The organism is Pseudoalteromonas sp. SG43-4 (assembly GCF_014164325.1).
Taxonomy (GTDB): Bacteria; Pseudomonadota; Gammaproteobacteria; order Enterobacterales; family Alteromonadaceae; genus Pseudoalteromonas; species Pseudoalteromonas distincta.
This window is the reverse complement of sequence record NZ_JACJFB010000010.1, coordinates 64,746-89,818: the sequence shown is the minus strand read 5'-3', so window position 1 is coordinate 89,818 and position 25,073 is coordinate 64,746. Positions and strand designations below refer to the sequence as shown.

23 protein-coding genes are annotated in these 25,073 nt (G+C 40.6%); 8 read left to right on the top strand and 15 right to left on the bottom strand.

Annotation, left to right across the window (positions count from 1 at the left end):
• Positions 1-20 precede the first annotated feature (20 nt).
• The 7 genes from H5160_RS11575 to H5160_RS11545 all read right to left on the bottom strand — a co-directional run bounded on the left by H5160_RS11575 (position 21) and on the right by H5160_RS11545 (position 10,138).
• Positions 21-647: a TetR/AcrR family transcriptional regulator gene (locus H5160_RS11575; protein WP_182737504.1), complete on the bottom strand. Its 627-nt coding sequence runs from the start codon at positions 645-647 to the stop codon at positions 21-23.
• A gap of 96 nt (positions 648-743) precedes the next feature.
• The gene (locus H5160_RS11570; RefSeq protein ID WP_182720161.1) at positions 744-2,162 is read right to left on the bottom strand and encodes an efflux transporter outer membrane subunit; all 1,419 of its coding nucleotides are present in this window, start codon (positions 2,160-2,162) and stop codon (positions 744-746) included.
• Positions 2,159-5,293: an efflux RND transporter permease subunit gene (locus H5160_RS11565; RefSeq protein ID WP_182720160.1), complete on the bottom strand. Its 3,135-nt coding sequence runs from the start codon at positions 5,291-5,293 to the stop codon at positions 2,159-2,161. Before H5160_RS11565 ends, H5160_RS11570 begins: the two co-directional genes overlap by 4 nt.
• 12 nt (positions 5,294-5,305) lie before the next feature.
• Entirely contained in the window at positions 5,306-6,475 is a 1,170-nt protein-coding gene (locus tag H5160_RS11560; RefSeq protein WP_182737503.1) for an efflux RND transporter periplasmic adaptor subunit, read from the bottom strand.
• 285 nt (positions 6,476-6,760) lie between these two features.
• Positions 6,761-8,062 carry a hemolysin family protein gene (locus tag H5160_RS11555; protein ID WP_002959027.1) on the bottom strand — a complete coding sequence of 434 codons (1,302 nt, stop codon included), beginning with the start codon at positions 8,060-8,062 and terminating at the stop codon, positions 6,761-6,763.
• A gap of 147 nt (positions 8,063-8,209) precedes the next feature.
• A complete protein-coding gene (locus H5160_RS11550) occupies positions 8,210-8,899 on the bottom strand; it encodes a transporter substrate-binding domain-containing protein (protein WP_002959026.1) in 690 nt (229 codons plus the stop codon).
• 129 nt (positions 8,900-9,028) lie between these two features.
• Positions 9,029-10,138 (bottom strand): arginase family protein, encoded by a 1,110-nt coding sequence (locus H5160_RS11545; protein WP_024605708.1) that lies wholly within the window; start codon positions 10,136-10,138, stop codon positions 9,029-9,031.
• A 454-nt stretch (positions 10,139-10,592) separates the two neighbouring features.
• Between H5160_RS11545 and udp the strand changes: the two genes are divergently transcribed.
• The gene (gene udp / locus H5160_RS11540) at positions 10,593-11,348 is read left to right on the top strand and encodes a uridine phosphorylase (protein WP_182737501.1); all 756 of its coding nucleotides are present in this window, start codon (positions 10,593-10,595) and stop codon (positions 11,346-11,348) included.
• A 94-nt stretch (positions 11,349-11,442) separates the two neighbouring features.
• Here udp and cdd read toward each other — a convergent pair whose 3' ends face one another.
• Together cdd and ppc are read right to left on the bottom strand one after the other, a co-directional pair.
• On the bottom strand, positions 11,443-12,369 hold the full coding sequence (gene cdd / locus H5160_RS11535) for a cytidine deaminase (RefSeq protein ID WP_182737500.1): 927 nt from the start codon (positions 12,367-12,369) through the stop codon (positions 11,443-11,445).
• A 136-nt stretch (positions 12,370-12,505) separates the two neighbouring features.
• A complete protein-coding gene (gene ppc / locus H5160_RS11530; protein WP_002959021.1) occupies positions 12,506-15,151 on the bottom strand; it encodes a phosphoenolpyruvate carboxylase in 2,646 nt (881 codons plus the stop codon).
• 120 nt (positions 15,152-15,271) lie between these two features.
• Between ppc and H5160_RS11525 the strand changes: the two genes are divergently transcribed.
• The 7 genes from H5160_RS11525 (at position 15,272) to H5160_RS11495 (ending at position 20,628) form a co-directional block, all read left to right on the top strand.
• Positions 15,272-15,670 (top strand): thiol-disulfide oxidoreductase DCC family protein, encoded by a 399-nt coding sequence (locus H5160_RS11525; protein WP_154902912.1) that lies wholly within the window; start codon positions 15,272-15,274, stop codon positions 15,668-15,670.
• Positions 15,667-16,389 carry an SDR family NAD(P)-dependent oxidoreductase gene (locus H5160_RS11520; protein WP_154902913.1) on the top strand — a complete coding sequence of 241 codons (723 nt, stop codon included), beginning with the start codon at positions 15,667-15,669 and terminating at the stop codon, positions 16,387-16,389. Before H5160_RS11525 ends, H5160_RS11520 begins: the two co-directional genes overlap by 4 nt.
• 9 nt (positions 16,390-16,398) lie before the next feature.
• Complete coding sequence (locus H5160_RS11515) at positions 16,399-17,007, top strand: flavin reductase family protein (protein ID WP_182716331.1); 609 nt, start codon at positions 16,399-16,401, stop codon at positions 17,005-17,007.
• Positions 17,008-17,108: 101 nt separating this feature from the next.
• On the top strand, positions 17,109-18,329 hold the full coding sequence (locus tag H5160_RS11510; RefSeq protein ID WP_182737498.1) for a Xaa-Pro peptidase family protein: 1,221 nt from the start codon (positions 17,109-17,111) through the stop codon (positions 18,327-18,329).
• A 114-nt stretch (positions 18,330-18,443) separates the two neighbouring features.
• The gene (locus tag H5160_RS11505) at positions 18,444-19,103 is read left to right on the top strand and encodes a DsbA family oxidoreductase (protein ID WP_182724032.1); all 660 of its coding nucleotides are present in this window, start codon (positions 18,444-18,446) and stop codon (positions 19,101-19,103) included.
• A gap of 341 nt (positions 19,104-19,444) precedes the next feature.
• Positions 19,445-20,176 carry a MauE/DoxX family redox-associated membrane protein gene (locus H5160_RS11500; RefSeq protein ID WP_182737496.1) on the top strand — a complete coding sequence of 244 codons (732 nt, stop codon included), beginning with the start codon at positions 19,445-19,447 and terminating at the stop codon, positions 20,174-20,176.
• A 107-nt stretch (positions 20,177-20,283) separates the two neighbouring features.
• Positions 20,284-20,628: a TonB family protein gene (locus H5160_RS11495; protein ID WP_165742555.1), complete on the top strand. Its 345-nt coding sequence runs from the start codon at positions 20,284-20,286 to the stop codon at positions 20,626-20,628.
• Between the two features lie 67 nt (positions 20,629-20,695).
• On the opposite strand, the gene H5160_RS11490 is transcribed toward H5160_RS11495, so the two are convergent.
• From H5160_RS11490 to H5160_RS11465, 6 genes are all read right to left on the bottom strand, one after another.
• On the bottom strand, positions 20,696-20,974 hold the full coding sequence (locus H5160_RS11490) for a peptidylprolyl isomerase (protein ID WP_004588770.1): 279 nt from the start codon (positions 20,972-20,974) through the stop codon (positions 20,696-20,698).
• Between the two features lie 87 nt (positions 20,975-21,061).
• Positions 21,062-21,484, bottom strand: coding sequence for a thiol-disulfide oxidoreductase DCC family protein (locus H5160_RS11485; protein ID WP_182737494.1), 423 nt, complete (start codon positions 21,482-21,484; stop codon positions 21,062-21,064).
• A 27-nt stretch (positions 21,485-21,511) separates the two neighbouring features.
• Entirely contained in the window at positions 21,512-22,039 is a 528-nt protein-coding gene (locus tag H5160_RS11480) for a response regulator transcription factor (RefSeq protein ID WP_182733306.1), read from the bottom strand.
• Positions 22,036-23,277: a sensor histidine kinase gene (locus H5160_RS11475; protein WP_182737492.1), complete on the bottom strand. Its 1,242-nt coding sequence runs from the start codon at positions 23,275-23,277 to the stop codon at positions 22,036-22,038. The genes H5160_RS11480 and H5160_RS11475 overlap by 4 nt, the downstream gene beginning before the upstream one ends.
• Positions 23,278-23,338: 61 nt before the next feature.
• Positions 23,339-23,743: a DUF4440 domain-containing protein gene (locus H5160_RS11470; protein WP_024595765.1), complete on the bottom strand. Its 405-nt coding sequence runs from the start codon at positions 23,741-23,743 to the stop codon at positions 23,339-23,341.
• Between the two features lie 8 nt (positions 23,744-23,751).
• Positions 23,752-25,059, bottom strand: a complete 1,308-nt coding sequence (locus tag H5160_RS11465; protein ID WP_182737490.1) for an amidohydrolase family protein — start codon at positions 25,057-25,059, stop codon at positions 23,752-23,754.
• Between the last annotated feature and the right edge of the window lie 14 nt (positions 25,060-25,073).

Below are 25,073 nucleotides of genomic sequence, written 5' to 3'. Positions count from 1 at the left end.
TTAGTTATTTACTTTGAGCGTTACTGCGCTTTATCAAATGGCATCAGTAATGTTTTCATCGCAGGGCGAAGCGCTATGAGTACCGTTTCTTCGGTTAGCTCAGGGTAAAGTAACTTTCTAAGTAATAACCCTGCCATCATCGAAAAAATAACATTAATTCGGCTTTCAAGTTCACGCTCATCAATGTCTTTGAGCGCACTTCGCTCGCTTGTTAAAAGCTGCCTCATGCGCCCTCTTGCTTGAATATCGGTTTCACGCAAAAGAGTAGCAACTTTAATATTACGACCCGCTTCTGCCATCATATCTAAATCAATAACACACGAGCCTGTATCCATGTGTCTTTGCACGCCAATATTTAAGCCATCTAAAAGAGCCGCCAAAACATCACCAGGGTGATCTTCAAACTTTTGAAAGATAGAGAACATTTCTTCCATGTCTTTTTCAATAATGCTTTCTATAATCGCTTCTTTGCTTTGAAAGTAATTATAAATATGCCCTGCACTCATCCCTGCCGTTTTAGATATTTCTGCCATACCTGCACCGTGGTAACCTTTACGGCGAAAACACTCTGCAGCAGCTGTTAAAATTTGCTCACGCCTAGCAAGTGCTATCGCGGGATCTGTTTGCCTTTTTGCTTTAGGCTTCATGTTCAACTCCACTACCAAGTCATAAACTCAGTAAAGCAAGAGCTATAAATAGTCTCGCCATATAAATATGTAATGCGGCTTTAAAAGCCGCAAATATTATTTCTCTTCCTGAGTTGTTTCACTGGCTACATTCCATCCGCCACCAAGCGCTTTGTACAAGTTAATTTGACTCGCAAGATACGCTTGCTGACCCGCAATTAACTGCTGCTGCGCGCCGTACCACGTACGCTGAGCATCAAGTACTTGCAAGTAGCTATCTGCGCCTTTTTCGTAACGCATTTTTGATAAATCAAACGTGATTTGTCGACTACTTATAAGCATATCAAGGGCACTTAATTGCTCTTGGTAACCTTCTCTATCAGCAAGTGCATCGGCAACTTCGCGAAACGCATTTTGAATTTTTTGCTGATACGTTGCCACTGCAATTTCTTGATCTGCTTTTGCTACATCAAGATTTGCTTGGTTACGTCCCATATTAAAAATAGGTAAGCTAATTGTCGGCACAAAACTCCATGTCCCAGAGCCTGAATCAAACAAGCCACTTAAGTCACTTGAAGCAGACCCCGCGTTGGCTGTTAAGCTTATGCTTGGATAAAACGCCGCTCGAGCAATACCAATATTGGCATTAGCAGCAAGCATTAAATGCTCAGCGGCTTTAATATCAGGGCGCTGTGATAGCAGATCAGACGGTAAACCAACTGGTACTTCTGGCATACTGATCAAGTTAGTCAGGTCTTTATTAGGCAGTAAATCAGCTGAAACAGATTTACCTACTAATAAATCTAAGGCACTTTTATCACGCTTTAACAAACGTTTGTACGTTGCTATGTCTACTTTTGCCGTAGCAACTGTGCTTTTAAGCTGCTCAAGGGTAATTGAAGACGTCGCACCTAAATCAAAGCTTTTTTGCGTAAGCGATAATGACTCTTGCTGAGAGGTAAGCGTTTCTTTTGCAAGCTCTAGCAGTTGCAAATCAGTTGCATAATTTAGCCACGCATTTGCCAACTCTGAAATTAAAGACACCTGCGTGCTGTATTGGCTAAGCTCTGTAGAGTATAAGTTTTGCAGTGCTTGCGCTGATTGATTGCGTACTTTGCCCCAAATATCTAACTCGTAAGAGGTAATACCTACTGTTGCACTGTACTGCGAGCTAATAGCTGCATCGCCAGTACCTGATAAGTCAGCCGGTAAACGCTGGCGCGTACCAGAAGCATTTAAATCAAGTGACGGATACAAAGCCGAATCTTCGATTTGATACAAACCACGAACACGCTGCACATTAAGCACTGCAATTTGCATATCTTTATTATGCTCAAGGCTTTGCGTAATTAACGTTTGTAATTTTTCGTCATTAAAAAACTGCTGCCAATTTAATTGCTGCGCAGCGGTTTGCCCAGTATCTGATGCATAAGCATCAGATACTGGTAGAGCAAGGTCTTTTTGCTCAGGCGCTAATTGGCAACCACTTAGCACCAATAAAGCAATTGCACTTAGGCTGAATGTTTTAATGCTCATTCTGCGCTCTCCTTCGTTGTCTCTTTAGCTTTGCCAGGAAATACACGGCGCACTAACACAAAGAATAACGGTACAAAAACAACAACTAATATTGATGATGCAAGTGTGCCGCCAATAATCGAAATACCTAACGCATTTTGCGCACCAGAACCCGCGCTTGAGGCAATTGCAAGCGGTAAAACACCACAAATAAAGGCCATCGAAGTCATAAGTATTGGACGCAAACGTAGGCGAACAGCTGCAATAGCCGCATCAACTAAGCCAAGCCCTTCTTCCATTTTATGAATCGCAAACTCTACAATCAGTATCGCATTTTTAGATGCCAAGCCAATGGTGGTCAACAAACCTACCTGCAAGTAAATATCGTTAGATAAGCCACCGCCAAGCGCTGCCATAATTGCACCAAATATACCCAGTGGCACAATCATCATTACCGCAAACGGTACCGACCAACTTTCATAAAGCGCGGCTAAACATAAAAATACAAACAGCAGCGATAGGCCATATAGTAGAGGTGCTTGACCGCTACTAGAGCGCTCTTGGAATGAAATACCGGTCCACTCAGACGAAATACCATTTGGTAATTGTTTAACTAAACGCTCCATTTCATCCATTGCTTGGCCTGTACTGTAACCTGGCGCTGCACTACCTTGAATTTCCATTGCTGAAAAACCATTGTAACGCTCTAAGCGTGGTGAACCGTATGTCCAAAACGAGCTAGCAAAAGCTGAAAACGGCACCATGTCGCCATTATCATTGCGCACATACCACTTGTTTAGATCCTCAGGCACCATACGCGATTGCGCATCACCTTGTAGGTATACTTTCTTCACGCGACCACGGTCTATAAAGTCATTTACATAACTACTCCCCCAAGCAGTGGCAAGCGTGCTGTTTATATCGCCTTGTGAAACACCAAGTGCTTCAGCTTTTGCTAAATCTACATCAAGTTGAAGTTCTGGCATGTCTTCTTGTCCATTTGGACGTACGCCCGCTAAAATTGGGCTTTGGCTCGCCATACCTAATAATTGGTTTCTTGCCGCTAATAAATCATCATGTCCAAGGCCAACACGGTCTTGTAAAAAGAGAGTAAAGCCATTGGCCGTACCCAGCTCAACAATTGCAGGTGGCGGAAAGGCAAAAACAAAGGCTTCTTTTATTGTTGAAAAGTAGCCCATTGCTTTACCTGCAACCGCTTTAACAGATAAATCATCTCGCTGACGCTCATCCCAATGCTTAAAGTTAACAAACGCAATCGCTGAGTTTTGGCCAGAACCAGCAAAACTAAAACCAGTCACGGTAAAAATACCGTTTACTGCTTCGGATTGATCATTTAAGAAATGGTTCTCTACTTTTTTAACAACCTCAAGTGTTTGTTGTGTTGTGGAGCCTGCCGGTAATGACACTTGGTTAAACAAAATACCTTGGTCTTCGTCAGGCAAAAATGCCGTTGGTAAGCTTGAGAATACATAAACCATGCCGCCCACAATCACGCCATAAATAAGCAGATAGCGCTTAGAGTGCGTAAGCATACGGCCCACAAAACTTTGTGCACCTGAGTTTGTTTTATCAAAACCACGGTTAAAGCCTGTAAAAAATCGGCCAAATAGCGTGTTATTGTTATGTACATGGCTTGGTTTTAAAAGCGTTGCACATAATGCTGGCGTTAAAATAAGAGCCACTAAAACAGATAACCCCATCGCCGATACGAGTGTTATAGAAAACTGACGATAAATTATACCGGTAGAGCCACTAAAGAATGCCATTGGTATAAATACCGCAGAAAGTACCATGGCAATACCGACCAACGCGCCTTTAATTTCATCCATAGATTTACGCGTAGCTTCAAGTGCCGAGAGTTTTTCCTCGGTCATTAAGCGCTCAACGTTTTCGACTACAACAATCGCATCATCCACAAGTAAGCCTATGGCAAGTACCATCGCGAACATGGTTAACGTATTGATTGAATAACCAAAGGTGTACAAAATACCAAACGTACCAAGCAATACCACAGGCACGGCAATGGTCGGAATAAGCGTTGCTCGGAAGTTTTGTAAAAACAAATACATGACGACAAACACTAAAATAACCGCTTCAATAAGCGTATGAACTACTTTTTCAATTGATAAAGATACAAATGGTGTGGTGTCATAGGGTACAACTACATCTAACCCTTCAGGAAAATAAGGTTTTAACTCTTCAATTGCGGCTTTAACGCCTGCCGCTGCATCAAGTGCATTCGCGCCACTGGCCAATTTAATACCTAAACCCGAAGCAGGTTGTCCATCGTAGCGTGCTACAACACGGTAGCTTTCGCCACCCAACTCTACACGTGCAACATCCTCAAGGCGGACAAAAGAGCCATCAGGATTTGTTTTTACTAAAATATTCTCAAACTGCTCGACCGTTTGTAAACGACTTTGCGCTGTCACCGTTGCATTAAGTTGCTGACCATCAACGGCAGGCATACCGCCAAGTTGACCGGCAGATACTTGTGCATTTTGCGCACTAATTGATGCACTAATATCAGCAGGTGTAAGCTTATAATTTTGTAACTTTGCAGGGTCTAACCAAATTCGCATAGCGTATTGTGAGCCAAATAATTGCACTTCACCTATGCCTTCAACACGTGAAACAATATCTTGCACGTTTGATGATACATAATCACCAATATCGATGTTGGTCATACTGCCATCTTTAGACACAAAACCTAATACCATCAAAAAGTTACGCGCAGACTTTGCAACAACGACACCTTGCCTTTGTACTTCTTCAGGTAAAAGTGGTGTTGCTGTCGCTAATTTATTTTGCACTTGAACTTGTGCAATATCAGGGTCTGTTTCGGCGCTAAACGAAAGAGTAAGCGTTGCTGAACCGCTCGACTCAGACGTTGATGACATATAAAGTAAGCCATCAAGCCCTTTCATTTTTTGCTCTATAACTTGCGTAACCGTATCTTCAAGCGTACGTGCAGATGCACCAGGGTACGTTGCCGTGATACTAATTGCTGGCGGTGCAATTGACGGATACTGTGCAATTGGCAAGCTTTGTATAGCCAAAATACCTGCTAGCATCACTACAATAGCGAGTACCCAAGCAAATATCGGTCTATCGATAAAAAATCGTGACATTAAAACTCTCCGTTATTGAGCTTGATCGGCTTTAGCAGACGATTGATTTTCAGATGGGTTCACAGGTGCACCAGGGCGGATTTTTTGTAAACCTTCAACTATTAACTTATCGCCATCACTTAAGCCATCAGTAACAAGCCAATCAGAACCAATAGTTCTATCTACTTTTAATACGCGGCTTTCTACTGTATTGTCTTTACTGACAACCATTGCTGTTGGTTCGCCTTTTGAATTACGGCTAACGCCACGTTGCGGTACTAAAATCGCATCCGCTTTAACGCCTTCAACAATAGATGCACGTGCATACATGCCTGGTAATAATAGCTTTTCAGGGTTAGGGAACTTAGCGCGCAAAGTTACAGAGCCGGTACTTGGGTCAACAGTCACTTCTGAGAACTGCAACGTTCCTTTGTGAGAATACGCCGAGCCATCTTCCATTATTAATTCAACATCTGTTTGGCTGTTTGCATCAATACCTAAACGGCCAGATGCAATCGCTTTTTTAAGTTGCGTCAACTCATTGCTCGATTGTGTTAAATCGATATAAATTGGATCTAACTGAGTTACTGTAGCAAGTGCTGTACTTTGATTGGCACTTACAAGTGCACCCACTGTTACGCTTGATTTACTAATTTGACCACTAATAGGGGAAGACACATGGCTGTAATCAAGGTTAATTTGTGCTGATTTTAACTGCGCTTTAGCCGTTAATAATTCAGCATTTGCTTGTTTGTACGCAGCATCCGCTTCGTCAAAATCTTGTTGGCTCACTGCTTTGATTTTTAAGAGTTCGCCGTAACGTGATGCTTTTGATTTAGAGCTGGCGATGCTTGCCTCTGCGCGTGCAACGCTCGCTTCACTTGCTGCAAGGTCTGCTTCAAATGTAGCTGGGTCTATTTGATACAGTGCTTGGCCTTGCTTAACCTCTTTACCTTCGACAAATAAACGAGATTGCACAATACCACTTACTTGTGGGCGAATTTCAGCAATTTGAAATGCACTGATACGCCCAGGAAGTTCTTTTTTGAGAGTAAGCGCTTGGCTTTTTAATGTCAGTACACCCACTGGCACAGCTTGAGGAGCTGAAGCTTGTGACTGCTCAGCAGCCTGATCACAACCAGTTAAAGCAACAGAACCGACGAGGGCTGATAATACAAATAAAGCGATGCGGGAACGCTGCATGTTAAATACCTTTTAGTTTAGAGTGAACGATCATTCTAAATTAAAATGCGCTGATAATGAATCTTAATAAGGAGAAATTTACACAAACTTACACTATTGAATACAATATACGCCTTAGGTAGCATTTAATGTTAATTTGATGAAAATAGAATCAAAGCTGTTTGAAAATAAAGCAATTAAACAGATTGAAATAACCACTCATTTTAAGCACAGAACTTTTAAATAGGCACAAAAAAGCCAAGCAAAAACAGCTTGGCTATTTATATAAACGACTATCTTACTTTTTTAAAGGGGGTTGTCGTTCTGTGGATTAATAACTCTTGAAACTAACAACTGCTCTACCCTAATTCCCTCTACATCAACAACTTCAAACTTAAAGCCTGAAAAAGTTAAATGCTCTGCACGTTTAGGGATTCGCTTCATACTGTAAATTAAAAATCCAGCGACAGTTTCATAGTGCATCTGATCTGGAAATTCTTCTATATCAAGTACCTTTGCTAAATCGGTAATTGGAGTTAACCCATCTACAAGCCATGAATTTTTATCGCGCTCTATAATTAATTCATCACCTTGATGAGTAATTAAATCCCCCATAAACCCTTTCATTAAGTCTTTTACCGTTACAATACCTACCGAAAGCGCGTATTCGTTTACGACAACAGCAAATGGCTTTGCTGCGCTTTTAAACGCATTTAAGGCTTCTGATAGGCTTAATGTTTCCGGTAAGTAAAAAACATCTTTATCAATCAGCTCATCGTTTATATTGGCGGCTTCGCCTTTTAGTACTTGTCGTAAAATATCTTTAGATTCAACAGAGCCATGCAATTTATCTAAATTTCCTGACACTACTAAAAAGTGATTATGAGGGTGGTCAATAATTTTGGTCGCAATATCATGGCTAGATTCGTTTAAATCAAAATAGACAATTTGGTCGCGTGGCGTCATTACGCTTGATAAAAACCGCGCTTCTAGGTCAAACACATTACCAATGAGTTCATACTCTTGCTTTTGCAAACTACCATATGCAGCACCCGCTTCCATCATGGCAACAATGTCCTCAGTTGTAACGTTGTCTTCTCGCTCAGCGGGCACTTTAAATAAGCGCAGCACAAAGTTAGTTACCCCATTAAAAAACATCACTAGCGGAGTTAAGGCAAAGGTTACCCAGCGCATTATTGTAACGACTCTAACAGCGACAGCTTCTGGCATGATCATCGCTAAACGTTTTGGCATTAAATCGGCGAACAAGATAAACAGAGATGTAATAGTAAAAAATGAGAATAAAAAGCTAATTTTTTCTAAGTGTGCACCTTGATAAAAAAGCACTAAAACACTTTCAACATAAGGCGATAAAGCCTGCTCGCCCACAATACCACCCAAAATCGCAATCGCGTTGAGTGCAATTTGGATCATGGCAAAAAAAGCCCCTGGATTTTCTTGTAGCTTTAATACCGCTGCTGCTTTTATATTTCCTTCATCTGCCATTACCCGCAGTTTTATTTTACGCGACGCTGCAATTGCTATTTCTGACATAGCAAACAACGCACTGATCAAGATCAATAAGCTAATCCCGATTAAATCACCCATTTAACGCTCCAATAAGTTAGCGCTTTTTTAAACAAAAAGCAGCTGGATTATAATCGGTTTTTTAAACGCAGCAATTTATATTTACGAAATATATTTAAACTATTAATTTTCAATTATTTAAGAGGTAAAACAGTGAGTTTAAAGTACTTAAATTTTATTAAAGGCGACTTTTAATTGAGAAACTAAAGCCGGATCCATATTTATATTACAGGCAAAAAATAACGGAGACTGAGTTGTATTTAAATCAAGTAATGGTTCTAGTAACTCAAGCTTAGGCTCTGTTTTAACTCGATAGTTAAATTGCTTTTTGTTGAGGATAACAAAATCAAGTATATGGTGACGAGTGCTTATGAGTTTATCTATTTTATCTAGGCTATCGATGAGTAATAAATGCTTGCTTTCACTAAAGCCCCTTTCAAGCAAATAATGATGACTAAAGTTATCACGCAGTACTGCTATTTTGTATTTTTTAGCATCATTGAGTGTGTTTAACTTTATACCTCTGGATTTTAGACCATAAATGGCAGAGTCAAAGCTTTCCAGTTCGCCTACCCAGTTAAACTTACTTTCTCTATTAGGTAATCGAACAATCGAAAATATACAGGTGTTTTTATCGCGTAGCGCTGCATTGTAGGATATGGCCCAACTATGCGCCAACATAGTGTAGTTTATACCTGTACCTTCTAGCGCTTTATGAACTTTTTCGACAGAGCGGCCAACGAGTTTGTTATCTTCATTAATATACTGAAAGTCCGGAAATACTTCCGTTACTATTGTAATTTCAGCTGCATCAACTTTAATACAGCTAATGAACAATAAAAAGATCAACAATTTCATCTAGCGAGGCCTCAACTAACTCATTATATGTATTTAATAAATATAGCTGAGGCTTTATGAACTGCTAGTTTTTAGTCATGTGATGCACACTTATACGCTGATAGTGCTAGTATTTATAGCTTCTACAGCTTACTTGTTCATTGCACTAATTAAAAAGGCTGAAATTTTAGCGCCTTCTCTAAGTGTCGTTTCTGAGCTTGATTGGCCAACTAAAGAGCTGTCGGTAAATGGCGCTATCTCCATCATATCTGCACCCGTAATAGGAAACTCATCCGCAATGGCTGATAAAATATCAAGCGCATGCTGAGGCGTTAAACCGTGATGCTCTGGTGTACCTGTGGCAGATGCAAATTCAGCATCAAGCGCATCAATATCAAAGCTTACGTATATTTCATCAACGTTATCGGCTTTTAACTGTGCAATAGCGTCGGCAGCAACCGCTGCTGCGCCGCGTTCAATGATTTCATGTGCCCAGTGCTGTTTAACACCAAAAGTATTTTCCCAATGCGCTTTAGGCTTGCCACTTGAGCGTATACCAAATTGTATTAAATGATGCGGCGCCGGTAAAAACTCTAATATATGTGTACACCACGAGCCAAAACATAAATCAATACCTAAGCGCTCCACAAGTAAATCGGTATGCGCGTCAAAGTGAATAATAGCCGTGCGCTTACCTTGCTCACGTTTTGCTTTTAAGTACGCTTTAGTAAGTGGGTAACTGATTGAGTGATCGCCACCAATACCAAATAATCCTTTATCTTTAAACGTTGCGTAAAAACTGTCGCACACATCTTCAGTGATTGATAACGGGCTTACGTAATAGTCGTTATCTTCATCACCATATAAGGCTTTTTGGCAATTAGAAATGGTTGCATCATTTAGGTATTTGTCATGAAGTAAATGTGGGATCACACGTACATCACCCAAATCAAAAGAATGACACTGCGGTTGCTGATCAATTAATGCTGAGCGTACAAACAGTGGCCCCCAGTTTGCGCCGCGTAATATCCCACCGCCACAGTCTGAACTAATACCTAACATAACGGCTTTATGTGGTGAGTTTGGTAATTCGTTTAAAGACTCGCGCCACAAATTATCAACGTTTTCAGTTTGTCCGTAAAGTTTATTACGCAGCGCGGCTTTGCGCTCTTTTGCAGTATTTACTGTGTATACGCCATCGCCCGGTGCGCACAAACAGTGCTCAACTTTGTTTTTAAATGCTTCAAATTGTGTGCTCATAATAAACTCCTTCGGTTTTTATTCTGTACGTAGCTAATTACTTTTGATTAGTTATGCAAAATCACTAAAAATGCCTAAACTTCAAATAAATGCCACTTTGCTAAATAAGTCAGTGCTTAATATAAGTAAACACGTTAGTTTTTACGTCTTCACTACAAGATTAAATCATTGAATTTATTTGATATTAATGAAAATTTGTAATCATTCATTTAATCGTAGTTACGCGCTTGAGTGATACTTATTATGTCTGCTTGAACATGTCAACAGCGCAACAAGGCTACGTATATAAGTACTTGAGTGAATATTCATAGTTGGTGAATAAATCAAATTAGCCCTTAAAATTATTAAGGCTTTATTGGAAGAGTTAAGATAAAACGGACAATCGTCCTGTACTTGATAAACGTTTCTAGCAATCATGCTAGATTGACAACAAATTATTATAAAAGGCTTAGCTATGGAAAAGGTATTTCACTTAGGACTATGTATTAACGATCTTAAAGGTGCAAAACTTGCGATTGTACCGGGCGATCCAGATCGTGCAGCACGTATTTCACAATTCCTAGACAACCCAACCTGCCTTGCTCAAACTCGCGAGTTTCATGTTTATTTAGGTCAATTAAACGGCCACTCTGTGGTTGTATGTTCTACAGGTATTGGTGGTCCATCTACGTCGATTGCAGTAGAAGAATTAGCACAACTTGGCGTGCGTAAATTTTTACGTATTGGTACAACCGGTGCAATTCAGCCACACATTAACGAAGGCGAAATTTTAATTAGCCAAGCGTCTGTACGTTTAGACGGTGCAAGCCAACATTTTGCACCACTTAGCTACCCTGCTGTATCTGACTTTTATGCAACACAAGCTATGGTACAAGCATGTAAAAACCTAAATATCGATTTTCATATTGGTATTACTGCATCAAGCGATACATTCTACCCAGGGCAAGAGCGTTACGATACGCACTCTGGTTACGTTCCTAAATCACTACAAGGTAGCTGCGAAGAGTGGCAAAAATTGGGCGTGATGAACTACGAAATGGAATCGGCAACATTATTTACTATGTGTGCAGCCCTTGGATTACAAGCAGCATGTGTAGCAGGCGTACTTGTTAATCGTACTCGCCAAGAAATACCAAATGTAGACCACGGTGAAATTGAGCGTAAATCTGTAGCAGTAGTATTAGAAGCAGCTAAAGTATTACTTGATTAATACAGGTTATAGCAGTCAGTGAGTGAGTTAATTCGATAGAATGGCTCGCTTTAATAAAGCACAGCTCCGGCTGTGCTTTATTGTATGCAAGCCACTATTTAAGTGGTGCGCTAATTACTTTAAGTGCTGGTAAATGCGTAAAACTGGCAAGTACAGCTTTTGCCACTTGCGACTGGTTTTCACGACCCGCTGTTTCGAGCAATGTTATTCCCTTCACCGTACTTTCGTTAAAGCTAAGCCCAGCTAAAAAGAACTGACTTAGTGCACTTTGTAGTGGCGATAAACTTGGACTGTAAGCTGCATTTTCGGCGTAACTTCCGTAAAAATCACCATCACTAAATGTACTTATTTTTACGGCGCTAAAGTTTTGGCTGTAAGGCACGTACGCATTAAGTGCAAAACGCGCAAGGGTTTCATCAAGGCCATCAAAGCTAAAATTACCTTGCTGTGGTTTTGGGTTAAACAAGCTAAATTCGTTACCTAAATCGGTAGGTCCAAATGAATGCGGCAGTAATTCAGCAAGTTTAAATTGCCGATCAGGAAGTAAAATATCAAACTCTTTCGCATCAGCGAGTTCGTTCATAAACTGGCGACAATACCCACAAGGCGCATCGCTAATCGCAATTTTAACTATTTTTTTAGCGCCGTTTAACCATGCGTTATTTATAGCCGATTGCTCTGCATGAACCACTAAACTCAATGCTTGATGATCAAACTCTACATTCGCACCAAAGTAAAAGTTTACCTCACCCTTTTTATCAAGCGCTTTAACAATTGCGCCTACATGAAAATCTGACACTGGCGCAACGGCATACTCAGAAGCTAAAGGCACTAAACCTTGTAGTAATACATCATCAGACACATTGAGTTGCGCGCATAACGCTTTAATATTATTAGAATTTAATATGCCACGTTGTGATTTTAATTGACTACGTAATGACGCTGTTTGCGCTACGCTTAATGTGAAGTGCGAATTTGTAAGTGCTGTATCTTGCTGTACAGTAAAAGTTGCTGAAGCCATAATATTTTTTAATTATTCAATGGCTAAGTAGTTTAAAAGGTTAGGGTGTTAAATACCAGCCTATTTAACGCAAAAAAAGGGAGCACATCGCGTGCTCCCTTTTAATACTAATAGGTATACCTAACAAAATAAAGTGTTAGCCGGTATTACGCATACCTGCAGCTATACCTGTCATCGTGATCATTAACGCATTATCAATGTCACCTTCGTTTCGTTTTTCCTCTGAGCGAGCACGGCGTAAAAGCTCAACCTGTAATAGGTTAAGTGGATCGGTGTACGGATTACGTAAACTAATCGACTCCTTAATCCAAGGTTGTTCGGCGAGTAGGCTTTTTTGTGGGCTAAGTGATTGCACCAAGCTAATCGCTTCTTGAAGCTCTTTACGAAGTGTTACACCCAATGGTTTGTACATATCTTCCACCAGCGCATTATCGTAATGCTCACTCAACCAGCAATCGGCTTTACTAAATACCATTTCTAGCATTTCTAGGCGCGATCTAAAGAACGGCCACTGTAGGCTCATTTCGTTGAGTGTTTCTGCGCCGTACTTATTAAGCGCAGCTTTTAAGCCAGTTAACGCACCTAACCATGCAGGAAGCATTAAACGGTTTTGGCTCCACGCAAAAATCCATGGAATAGCACGCAGGCTTTCAACGCCACCATTAGGATTACGTTTTGCAGGACGCGAGCCAAGCGGCAACTTAGACAACTCAAGCTCAGGCGTTGCCATTCTAAAGTAAGGTACAAAGTTTTCATCGTGGCGAACTACATTACGGTAATGTTCACACGACTCCTCACTTATTAGCTTCATTACTTCGCGCCACTGCGGTTTTGGTTCCGGCGGCGGTAATAAGTTACTTTGTAGTACTGCACCTGCGTAAATATTTAAGCTTTGCAGTGCTACATCAGGTAAACCAAATTTAAAGCGGATCATCTCGCCTTGCTCGGTTACACGTAAACCACCTTTTAACGAACCTGGCGGTTGTGAATGCAGCGCTTGTGCAGCAGGTGCGCCACCACGCCCTACTGTGCCACCACGTCCGTGGAATAAAATAAGTTCAATACCACGCTCATCAGCAAGCTGCACTAGTTTATCCATTGCTTCGTACTGTGCCCAACCTGCTGCCATCATGCCGGCATCTTTAGCAGAATCAGAGTAACCAATCATTACATTTTGGGTGTTTTTAATGTGCCCGCGATACCAAACATTATCAAGTAATGTAGTAATTACATCACTGCCTGCGTTTAAATCGTCGAGTGTTTCAAACAAGGGTGCTACTGGTAAATCAAAGCTACAGCCGCTTTCTTTTAGCAATAATTGTACTGCTAAAATGTCTGATGCTGTTCGCGCCATCGAAATAATATACAAGCCAAATGTTTGTTCGTCTTGCTTAGCAATAACATCAAAGGTGTCTAGCACTTCTTGAACATCAGGGCTTGGTTGCCAATGTTTTGGAATAAGCGGTCTGCGAGAGTTAAGTTCAGTAAGTAAAAAAGCTTGTTTATCTTGCTCTTGCCATTGGTTGTAGTCGCCTAAACCTAAATAACGAGTCAACTCAGAAAAAACATCGCTGTGACGAGACGAGTCTTGGCGCACATCGAGTTTAGCTAAACGCAAGCCAAAGCTATTAATACGGTACAGTAAATCAAGCAATAAGCCATCAGCAACTACTTTCATATTACACTTTAATAACGAGCGGTAGCAGACCTCTACAGGGTGCTTAAGCTGATTAATGTCAGTAATTAAATCTTGTGAATCGCTACGCTTATTTTTAATTTTAGCGCCCAGGTGAGCCACGGTCTCTGCAACTTGGTTTTTAAGCTTTTTGATCACCGCTCTGTATGGTTCAAAGTCTTGACCTGCCAACTCAATAAGCTCATCACTGGCATCTGACATAGATAATTCAGCGCATAACGTTTTTAAATCTTGAATATATAAGTTAAGCGCCATCCAACGACCGTGGTCAAGCACCTCAGCTGTAACCTGCGATGTTACAAATGGATTTCCATCACGGTCTCCACCCATCCAAGATGTGAACTCAATCGGGCTGTAATCTTTTGGTAGCTCTAAACTTAATTGCTCTTTCACATTGGCTGAAAATTCACGTAAAAAGCGCGGAACAGCGTGCCAAAGACTGTTTTCGATTACCGCATAACCCCATTTAGCTTCATCAACTGGCGTTGGGCGAGAGCGGCGAATGTCGTCGGTATGCCAAGCCTGGCTAATAAGCTGTTCAATACGATTTAAAATAGCATCTCGCTCTAGCGGTAAGTTATCTTTTCGCTCTAATGACGCTAAGCAATCACTTAGTTCAACATGTTTGTTAATAATAGTACGGCGCGTCACCTCGGTTGGGTGGGCGGTTAATACTAAGTTTATGTGGAGTTTTGAGAGTGTTTCGGCCAAATGATTACTATCTAGCTGGCCTTGTTCTGCTTTTGTAACTAACGTTTTTAATGTTTGAGTGAGAGGGTTTTGTTGACCAAGGCCAACGTCATTAAAACGCGAAACGGTATGAAATTGTTCTGCTACATTAGCAAGGTTTAAAAAATGATTAAATGAACGGGCAACCGGCAAAAGCTCTTCATCACTAAGCGCATGTAAAACATCTATTAGCGCTTGTCTGTCGTCTTCATTACCACTGCGAGATGATTTAGATAAAGCCCGAATTTCTTCTACTTTATCTAAAATAGCTTGGCCTTGAGCATCCTTAATAGTTTGTCCTAGTAATTGCCCAAGTAAATTTACATTACCTCGCAAGGCGGCATATTGTTCACTCATTTCTCATTCTCCTTTGTTTCGTAGGACACTATTAATATCATCATGAAGAGAAATTTAATAGATCCATTTGCAATGTCTTGTCGTAAAAAAGTATATATAAAATAATCACAAAGCGATTACATGATCATTTTTTACGATGGAAACTGCCCTCTTTGCAGCACCGAAATGCAGCAACTAAAACACGCAGACTCTAAAAATCTAATTACGCTTGAAGATCTTAACGCGAGCGACTTTAGTGAACGCTACCCGTATATTGATAAAGACAAAGCAATGAACTACCTGCAAGCCCAAAAGCAATCAGGTGAAATGATTTACGGGCTTGATGTAACGTACGAAGCATGGAAAATAGTGGGTAAACATAGCTGGTTGAAAATTTTTCGCTTGCCAATAATCCGCTTTTTCGCTGACTGCGGATACCTGTTATTTGCTAAGTATAGGCACCCCATCAGTCGCTTTTTAATGCCAAATACTCAGTGCAGTAACGGCGAATGTGGACTAAAAGCAAAAGGTGATAAATGAAAACCATTGTTTTATTCGGCGCAAGCAGTGCCATAGCAAATGCATATATAGAACATCTACAAATAAACACGCCTACTCATCAGATAGTTTGTATTAGTTCAAAAAGTATTGAATCTGACTCAAGTGTTGTCCACCTGCATACTGACTACACAAAACAAAGTTTAGCGCGCGTTACTAATTACCTAAAAGAGCAAAGTGCCGATATACAACAAGTTATTATATTCAATGGTACACTGCACAACGAAACCCATATGCCCGAAAAAAAGCTGGAGGATTTAGACGCTGAGTATTTTAGCCAACTTCTCAATTCAAACACCCTAACTCCCCTACTTTGCTTGCAGAGTATTTTGCCGCTCTTAACACATAAAACGCACTGTACTATTACAGCACTCAGTGCGCGTGTGGGCAGCATTAACGACAATAAATTAGGCGGTTGGTATACGTATCGCGCCTCTAAGGCTGCTCTTAACATGCTATTTAAAACCGCAGCGATTGAGCTTTCACGCCGAGCTAAAAATACAAAGCTCGTTTTATTTCACCCAGGGACTACTGATACTGCGCTTTCAAAGCCATTTCAAAAAAACGTACCCGCTGGAAAACTCTTTACAGCTGAATTTGTAGCTAAGCAGCTATTTACACTTACTTTTAATAACCTTCATTTAGAACTCAATGGTGAGCCTGCCTACTTAGATTGGCAAGGCGAAACCATACCGTGGTAAGGACCTTTAATGCATTTTACTAAAGAGCGCATAAACGCACTTGAAAAACACACTCGTACTCATTTAATTAATTCGCTTTCGGGTTTTAAAAGCGCCAACTTAATTGGCACGCAAGACACACAAGGCAATACTAATCTCGCCATTGTTAGCTCTGTTATTCATTTAGGGGCTCACCCGCCGCTAGTTGGCATGATAATGCGCCCAAATAGCGTGCCTCGACATACGTTCGAAAACATAATCGAAACCGGTAGTTACACCATTAACCAGGTTAATAAAGCTATTTATAAGCAAGCTCATCAAACATCAGCCCGCTACGACAAAGGCGAGTCGGAATTTGCGGCGACAGGTTTAACGCCCGAATATTTAAATGACTTTGCAGCGCCTTTTGTTAAAGAAAGCCGCTTAAAGTACTCGGTTAAATTTGTAGAAAACCAACATTTAGCCATCAATGGCACAGAGCTTGTAATAGGTGAAATCACTGATGTGTATTTAGATGAAGTAGCACTTCAAAGTGATGGCTTTTTAGATTTACAGGCTATTGAAACGGTGGCAGTAACCGGGCTTGATAGCTACCACACAAGTAATAAACTAACGCGTTTACCTTACGCTAAAAAATAATATGCCATTTTAAGAGGCTATAAACTAATAGCCTCTTATCGCATAACATTGAATTTTACCTTGGTATTAATCACACTAGCTAAAAATCCAAGGAGAAAAATATGACCACCATCGGTATTGGTACACAATCAAGCGAGCAAGCGCTGGCAAGCCTAAGTAACATGACGCAAACGCTGACCCCTATCGCAGCTGACGAACATTTAGAGCGCATAGCCAAGGCTCAAGCGTATATGCTAGCAAACAACATAGATGCAATTTATTTAAACGCTGGCACCAACCTTACCTACTTTACAGGCATGAAATGGTACGCGAGCGAACGTATGGTTGGCGCGATATTACCCGCCCTTGGTGAAGTACAATACATTGCGCCTTATTTCGAAATTGGTTCACTAAACGGGTTTAAAGTAATAGATGGGCCTATTCATGGGTGGCAAGAGCACGAAAATCCTTATGCACTTTTTGTCGAAGTATTAAAAAAGTTAAACATTAATGAAAACGCAACTATTGGCATTGATGAAAGCGCACAATTTTTTATATTCAACGGCATTAATAAAGCACAAACGGGTTTAAACCTCATAAACGCCCAACCTGTAACGGCGCATTGCCGTATGCATAAGTCAGTTCATGAGCTTAGCTTAATGCAACGCGCGATGGACATGACCTTAGCCGTACATCAAGCCACAGCAAGCATGCTTTATGAGGGAATAACCACCACCGAAGTAGAAGCTTTTATTAAGCAAGCACACCAAAAAGTAGGTGCACCAGGTAACTATTTTTGTATTGTTTTATTTGGTGTTGCAACGTCTTTCCCGCACGGTGTTAAAGATGCCCAAATACTTAAAAAAGGCGATATGGTACTAATTGATACCGGCTGTAAAGTACACGATTACCTATCAGATATAACCCGTACCTATGTATTTGGCGAACCAACAATACGCCAACGTATGTTTTGGGATCATGAAAAAGCAGCGCAAATGGCGGCATTTAATGCAGCTAAAATTGGTGCTACGTGCGAAGACGTAGACGCGGGCGCCCGTAACTATTTAGCGGCGCAAGGGCTAGGCCCGCAATACCAAACACCGGGTTGCCCACACCGAACTGGCCACGGCATTGGGCTAGACATTCATGAATGGCCATACTTAGTTGGCGGTGATAAAACCCCACTTGCCCCAGGCATGTGCTTTAGTAACGAACCAATGTTAGTTATACCCGATGAATTTGGCGTACGCTTAGAAGATCATTTTTACATGACCGACAACGGCCCTCATTGGTTTACACAACCAAGTTATAGTATTGACGACCCATTCGGGCTTAACGCTTAAAACTGAATACCTTCAAGAGCAGCTGCTTAGCTGCTCTTTTTAGTTTGGTATTGATAAAGTGCAGTTCATCCCAATATCCCCTGTTATACCAAAGCAATCCTCAAAAGGATAAATATGAAAAACTTTAAAATTGATATCGTTTCAGACGTAATGTGCCCTTGGTGTGTAGTGGGTTATAAAAACCTAGAAACTGCACTAGAGCAACTCAAAGACGAAATGAGCGCAGATATTACGTGGCATCCTTTTGAACTAAATCCAGATATGCCAATTGAAGGTCAAGACTTAAACGAACACTTAATGCAAAAGTACAACCTAACTGAAGAGCAAGGCGACGAAAATCGTAAAAACATGTTCGAAGCCGGTCAGCGTGCTGGGTTTACCTTTAATTTTGATGGCAAACGCATCATGATCAACAGCTTTGATTTGCATCGTTTACTAATGTGGGCACGTGAAGAAGGTAAGCAAACGAAGCTAAAACTCGCCTTTTTTGAAGCGCACTTCACCGATTTAAAATACTTAAACCAAGAAGATGCTCTGCTTGATGTAGTAGCAAGTGTTGGCCTTGATAAAGAAGAGGCACGTAGTATTTTACACTCAGATAAATACGTACAAGACGTACGCCAAGAGCAAGACAACTTTAAACAAATGGGCATTACGTCAGTACCTACGTTTATCATAAACGATAAGTATGCACTTACTGGCGGACAACCAAGCGACTCATTCATTCAAGCACTAAAACAAATTAGTGAAGAAGAAGCCAAGCAAGACGCTTAATACACAAATAAAGTTTAAAATTAAGAAAGGCTGCCCAATGCAGCCTTATTTCATTTAAAGGTCCAGCGTAAATTCACGCTTTACTATCTATGTAAGCCGATTTTTTTATAAGCTTTCATCACAAACCTCTTCCAATAAAACCTTATCACCTGCGCTACTATAAAAGCGCTGGCACTAAACGTGCATTGTCTATTATGTGTCCTTAGAGAGTGTGCTGCGCGCTATTTTGTTTCAAGTGCCACGTAAATATTACAAGGTGCTATTAACTTCTTTCATACCGCTATTCACTCTCACTATTACTTAAGGGTTAACTAGTAACTAAATACGCATAAGGAGCAAGCATGGCTAAGTCAGCAACATTATACAGAATGGTAACCAATGAGCATATTTGCCCATTTGGACTCAAATCAAAAGATTTACTTAAGCGAAAAGGCTATAAGGTAGATGATAAGCCGCTGACTTCGCGCGAAGAAACCGATGCATTTCAACAAAAGCACAATGTTGATACCACACCACAAACATTTATCGATAACGAACGCATTGGCGGGTATGACGACCTGCGCGCTTACTTTAATAAATCGGAGCCTGGCCAACAAGGTACTACTTATACTCCCGTAACGGCCATTTTTGCTGTTACCCTATTGCTTGCCTTTGCATTTAGCGACTCGACTGGCTTTGCACTTTTTTCTATGCATACAATTATGCTGTTTATCGCGTTAACAATGGGCGTACTGGCTATTCAAAAATTACGCGACTTATACAGCTTTAGTAATTCTTTTATAACCTATGATTTATTTGCGATGAAAGTAGTGAGATATGCTTATGTGTATCCATTTTTAGAAGCATTTGTAAGTATTGGCATGATTGCAGGGCTTTCAGCTTATATTGTTGCACCAATTTCTTTATTTATTGGGGGTGTTGGCGCCGTGTCGGTGATTAAGGCTGTTTACATAGACAAACGAGAGCTTAAATGTGCCTGTGTTGGCGGAGATAGTAATGTACCGCTGGGGTTTGTCTCTCTAACCGAAAACCTGTTTATGATTGCTGCGGGTATCTGGATGTTTATTAAATAACCTTAACTCAGGTTAAACAATGAGCTTGATAACTAACCAGGTTATTTTACATGACTGGTCATTTAGTGTAAAAAAAGGCTACTAACTAAATAATAAAAGGAATTAAAATGAAATACTTACTGTCTATCATTGCCGCTCTAATCATTACTGGCTGTACTACAACTCCACTTCAAGACAGTCCTACCGCAACAGTAAAATCAACAGTTCCCCCTAAATACCCTGTTGCAGAGGTGCGTAACAAAACAGAAGGTTTTGTTACCATGTCTTTTGATGTAGATAGTTATGGGCGCCCAAATAATATTAAAGTTATTAACGCTAAACCTGATCAAGTGTTTAATAGCGAAGCCAAACGTGCCCTATCTAAATGGCAATACTCACCTAAAGTTGTTAATGGTGTTGCTGTACCTGATAAAAACTTAGAAATGACAATTGAGTTTAATTTGGATAATTAATAATCGGATAAGATTATATCTTAAAGGCTGCAGTGTGCAGCCTTTTTAGTATTTGTCAGCGAGCTTATTAAGTACGATAAAGCACTTTAATTACATGCCAGCCAAATTTGGTTTTAACTAAATGTGGCTCTAAAATTGCGCCATTAAAGGCTATTTTGTCAAACTGTGGAACCATTTGCCCGCGTCTAAACTCACCTAAGTCACCGCCTTTTTTACCCGATGGGCATGACGAATACTTTTTAGCTAAGGTTTGAAACTTGGCACCTTTACCTAATTGCTTAATAATGTCTTCTGCTATTTCTTTGTGTTTAACCAATATGTGGAGTGCGTGCGCTGTACTTGCCATTTCAAAGCCCTGATAATTTAAAACGCGGCGATTTTAGCACAGCCTCCTAAACCTAGCATCTACTTATAGCTAAGTTAACTTAGCCAATTATAAATAATGTTTTGCGTCCTCTGGGTTGGGTATTCTGCAATACTGATATTTGCCAAATAACGAATACCTATTTAAAGCAACCCTATCGTATAACCAATTATTAAACCTATTTGGCAAAATACTAAATACGTTTGCTAGTTTGTATGGGTAACCTAGCTGCTTAACAACATTAAAAAAAGCATGGCTTTGTGTAAATGCTTTACCATTTTCAACAAGCACCATTGAGGCATATTCAGTTGTTGAAAAACCAAAATGCGTTAACAGCAATTCCCCTTTTAGAGATTGCACGCTGCATAATTTAAAAATAGTATTTTTATCGTGAGCAATAATAAAATTATACCACGCGCTGCACAGCTTACATTGCGCATCAAATAAAATAACTTTTTGATTTTGCATTAATATAGCTGCATCATCGCTCATAACACCTCCCTTAAATTAAGTACTAAATTACTGCTGCACCGGTTTTTTTTGTAACTTGCGCTGCAAAGTACGCCTATGCATATTAAGTTGCCGCGCGGTAACCGACACATTGCCATTATTGCTGTGCAGTACTTGTTGAATATGCTCCCACTCTAAGCGCTCCGGCGACATAACCGCATCATCAATAACATTCGATGCCAATGCCACAGGCTCGGTGTTAAGCGCTTTTAATAATGTTGCCATATCAACCGGCTTAGTAAGGTAGTCGTTTGCGCCTAAACGCATTGCCTCTACTGCGGTTGCTATACTTGCAAACCCGGTTAGTAAAACAATATGAGCTTGGGGGAGCAAACTACGCAGCGGCTTTATGAGTGTAAGTCCGTTATCGTCGCCTAGTTTCATGTCTAATAAAACAAAGTCGGGCAATAATTTACGCGCAGCAAGTAACGCATCACTTTGGTTATGCGCCACCTCGCAGGCAAAGCTTTGTTTAGTTAAGCGCCTTGCCAGTGTGCTGGCTAAATTAATGTCGTCTTCAATTATAAGTAACTTCATGAGGCGTTATTCTCAATGTTTACAATAGCGAGTTTAACTTTGGCGACAGCGCCGCCATCTGCATGGTTAAACAAGGTAAGTGAGCCATTTAAACGCTCAAAAGTAACATTTGATAAAAGCACAGCAAGCCCCATTCCCTGATCGCTTGGCATAAGTTGCCCGCCAAGCTCTACTAATTGCGATGATGAAAAGCCAGGGCCAAAATCACGAATTAACAAGTAAACGCATTCGCTATGTAAGTTATCTTGCTGCCAACTCAGCTCTAATTGAGTTTTACCTTGTTTTTGATTAGCGAGCGCGGCGTTTTGCAATAAATTTAAAATAGCAGGCAATAACATCGCATCACTCAATAGCGTTGCCGCAATAGGTGGCGTAATCCATTTAATGTGCTGATCAGGGTATTGCAGTAAAAGCGTATCTGTAATTTGCGTTTGCAGTTGCTTTACGGTGGTATGCTCTTGTGAATTTTTAAGACGTAATTGCTCTGAGAGTTTTCTAAAGTCGTTAAGTTGCGTACTACACTGAGTAAGCGGCGCTTGCATGTGCTTAACAATTGGGTTGTTTGGTTGCTCTTCTAATAACTCTTCAAACAATAGCTGTAAATTTGCAATTGGGGTCGCTAGTTGATGGGTGATTTGTGCAGCGGCCCCATCAAGGGTAACAAGCTGTTCATTACGCAATTGTTTTTCACGCACGTTTGCAATAATTCGCTCTCGCTCTTTAAGTGCCCTGCTCATTGCGCCAATAACAAGTGCAATTACGCTAGCACTTAAAACAAAATTAACCCACATGCCAATAAAATGACTACTCATATTCATTTGATGCATACTGTGATCGGGCATCTTTATAAGTAGCAAACTGTATGCGGCAATGGCTAATACCGCAATATAAGCTAATCCTTTTTCTCGCAGCGTAACAGCAGCGATCATTATCGGGAGCAATAACAGCGAAACAAATGCATTAGTTGCACCGCCGCTTAGCGATAGTAAAACCGTTAAAAATAATACGTCTGCAGTTAACTGCATCAACATACCCAAAGGTTTTGCGCGACTTACATTACGATAAGCAAATAGGCTAATAAGCTGAAACACAGCCTCAACGGCAATAACAATAAGTAAAGGCAGTAATGCAATTTGATGTTCTAGTAAAAAATAAACGCTAAGTACCGCAATTAATTGCACGGCAATCGCGCCGCTTCGCAGCATTAATAATCGACTAATGGTGGGGTCGGTACGCATTAACAACAGGTTATTGCCCAATCAAATGTTTAATAAGGTTATTTTAACGGTTATATGATTTTTAATCATCATCCATCGAAATTGAAAACGGCGCACAAGGCGTTCCTTGGTGAAACACCATTTTCCATTGTTCATTACTTTTACGCCAAAGCGACATACGCAATGAATAATTAAACTCAGCGCGAGCAGAGCGCCTAAAAGCAGCTTGGTAACTAAGTTGCACTACATCATCGCTCAGCATTCGGCCCTTAAAATGCTGATTATAAAACTGTGGCACAACCTCGGTAGGTAAACGAGTTAGTACTTGGTATTTATTAAATGTAGTGCCATTGGCAGCAATTTCGATAAATTCATCATCGAGTAAAGCATCTAATGCGCGCTCAGATTGGCGAACTTCTGGGTCTAGTAACTGGCGCTCAGCGTCAATCAAATGATTAAACAACGACACTTTTATTTTGCTGCTCATAACCTTCCCTATTGTTTATAAACTTGCCCAGCTTTCATAACAAATTGTACGTTTTTAAGTACGTCGATATTTTTAAGCGGTGAGCCATTCACACTGATAATATCTGCTTGTTTACCAACACTCAAGTCGCCAATGAGTGCGCTTTGCCCCAGCAGTTTAGCTGCATGTATGGTTGCTGATTTAATAGCTAGGGCTTCGCTCATACCATTGTTTACCATTAAACTAAATTCGTTAGCATTGAGCCCATGACGCGACACCCCAGAGTCTGTTCCAAAAGCTATATTAACCTTGTTTTTCAGTGCAAGTTTAAACGAAGCCTGCATTTTTGGAGTTACTTCACGCACTTTGTCGGCTATTGCCGGTGGCATATTTGGGTTTGTAAGCACCTCTTCACTTACCGTTGCACCCGCTAAAAGCGTCGGTACTAAATAAGCCCCCGTTTTTTTAAATAACTTTATTGTCTCTTTATCTAAGTAAGAGCCATGCTCAATAGAATCCACACCGGCTTTTAAGGCCGCTTTTATACCTTGTGTACCGTGTGCGTGCGCTGCAACTTTACGCCCTAAGTGGTGGGCCGTATCAACAATTGCAATCAGCTCTGCATCTGTAAGTTGTTGGTTAACCCCAGCAGCGGTATTACTTAGTACTCCACCCGTGGCAGTAATTTTAATTACATCAGCACCACTTTTAATTACCTCGCGTACCGCACGGCTACAATCATCCGCGCCATTACAAATACCAATTCCGCCTGTAACCGCATCTGTAATATCTTTTCGATAACCGTGCATATCTGCGTGTCCGCCGGTAGGCGATATTGTATTACCCGCTGCAAAAATGCGAGGGCCGTTAATATCATTTCGCTCAATAGCGCGTTTTAGCGGAAATATTACTTTGTGATCGCTACCTAAATCTCGCACTGATGTAAAACCCGCATCGAGCGTACGTTGTAAATATTTAATTGAGCGCAAAGCATAATCGGCATCATATTCTGTAGCCCAGCGGTGAGGGTTTGCTTTTGCATCTCGCTCAAACGTAACGTGAACATGCATATCGATAAGACCAGGCATTACAAATTGATTTTTAAGATTGATAATATCGGCATCAGGTAGGTTAAGTTCTGCTTTTGTGAGGTAGCCGTTTTTAATGGCTGTTATTGTATTATCTGTTATGACTAACGTTTGCTCTGTTTTTACTTTTTGATCTTCGGATGCAAGTACACTGCCCGCATAAATAATTATATGCTGCTGAGCAAAAGCCCCATTTGTTATTAATGCCAGCGTTATTGAAGTGAATGTTGTTATTAGTGTTGTTTTCATACTTGCTCCTTTTT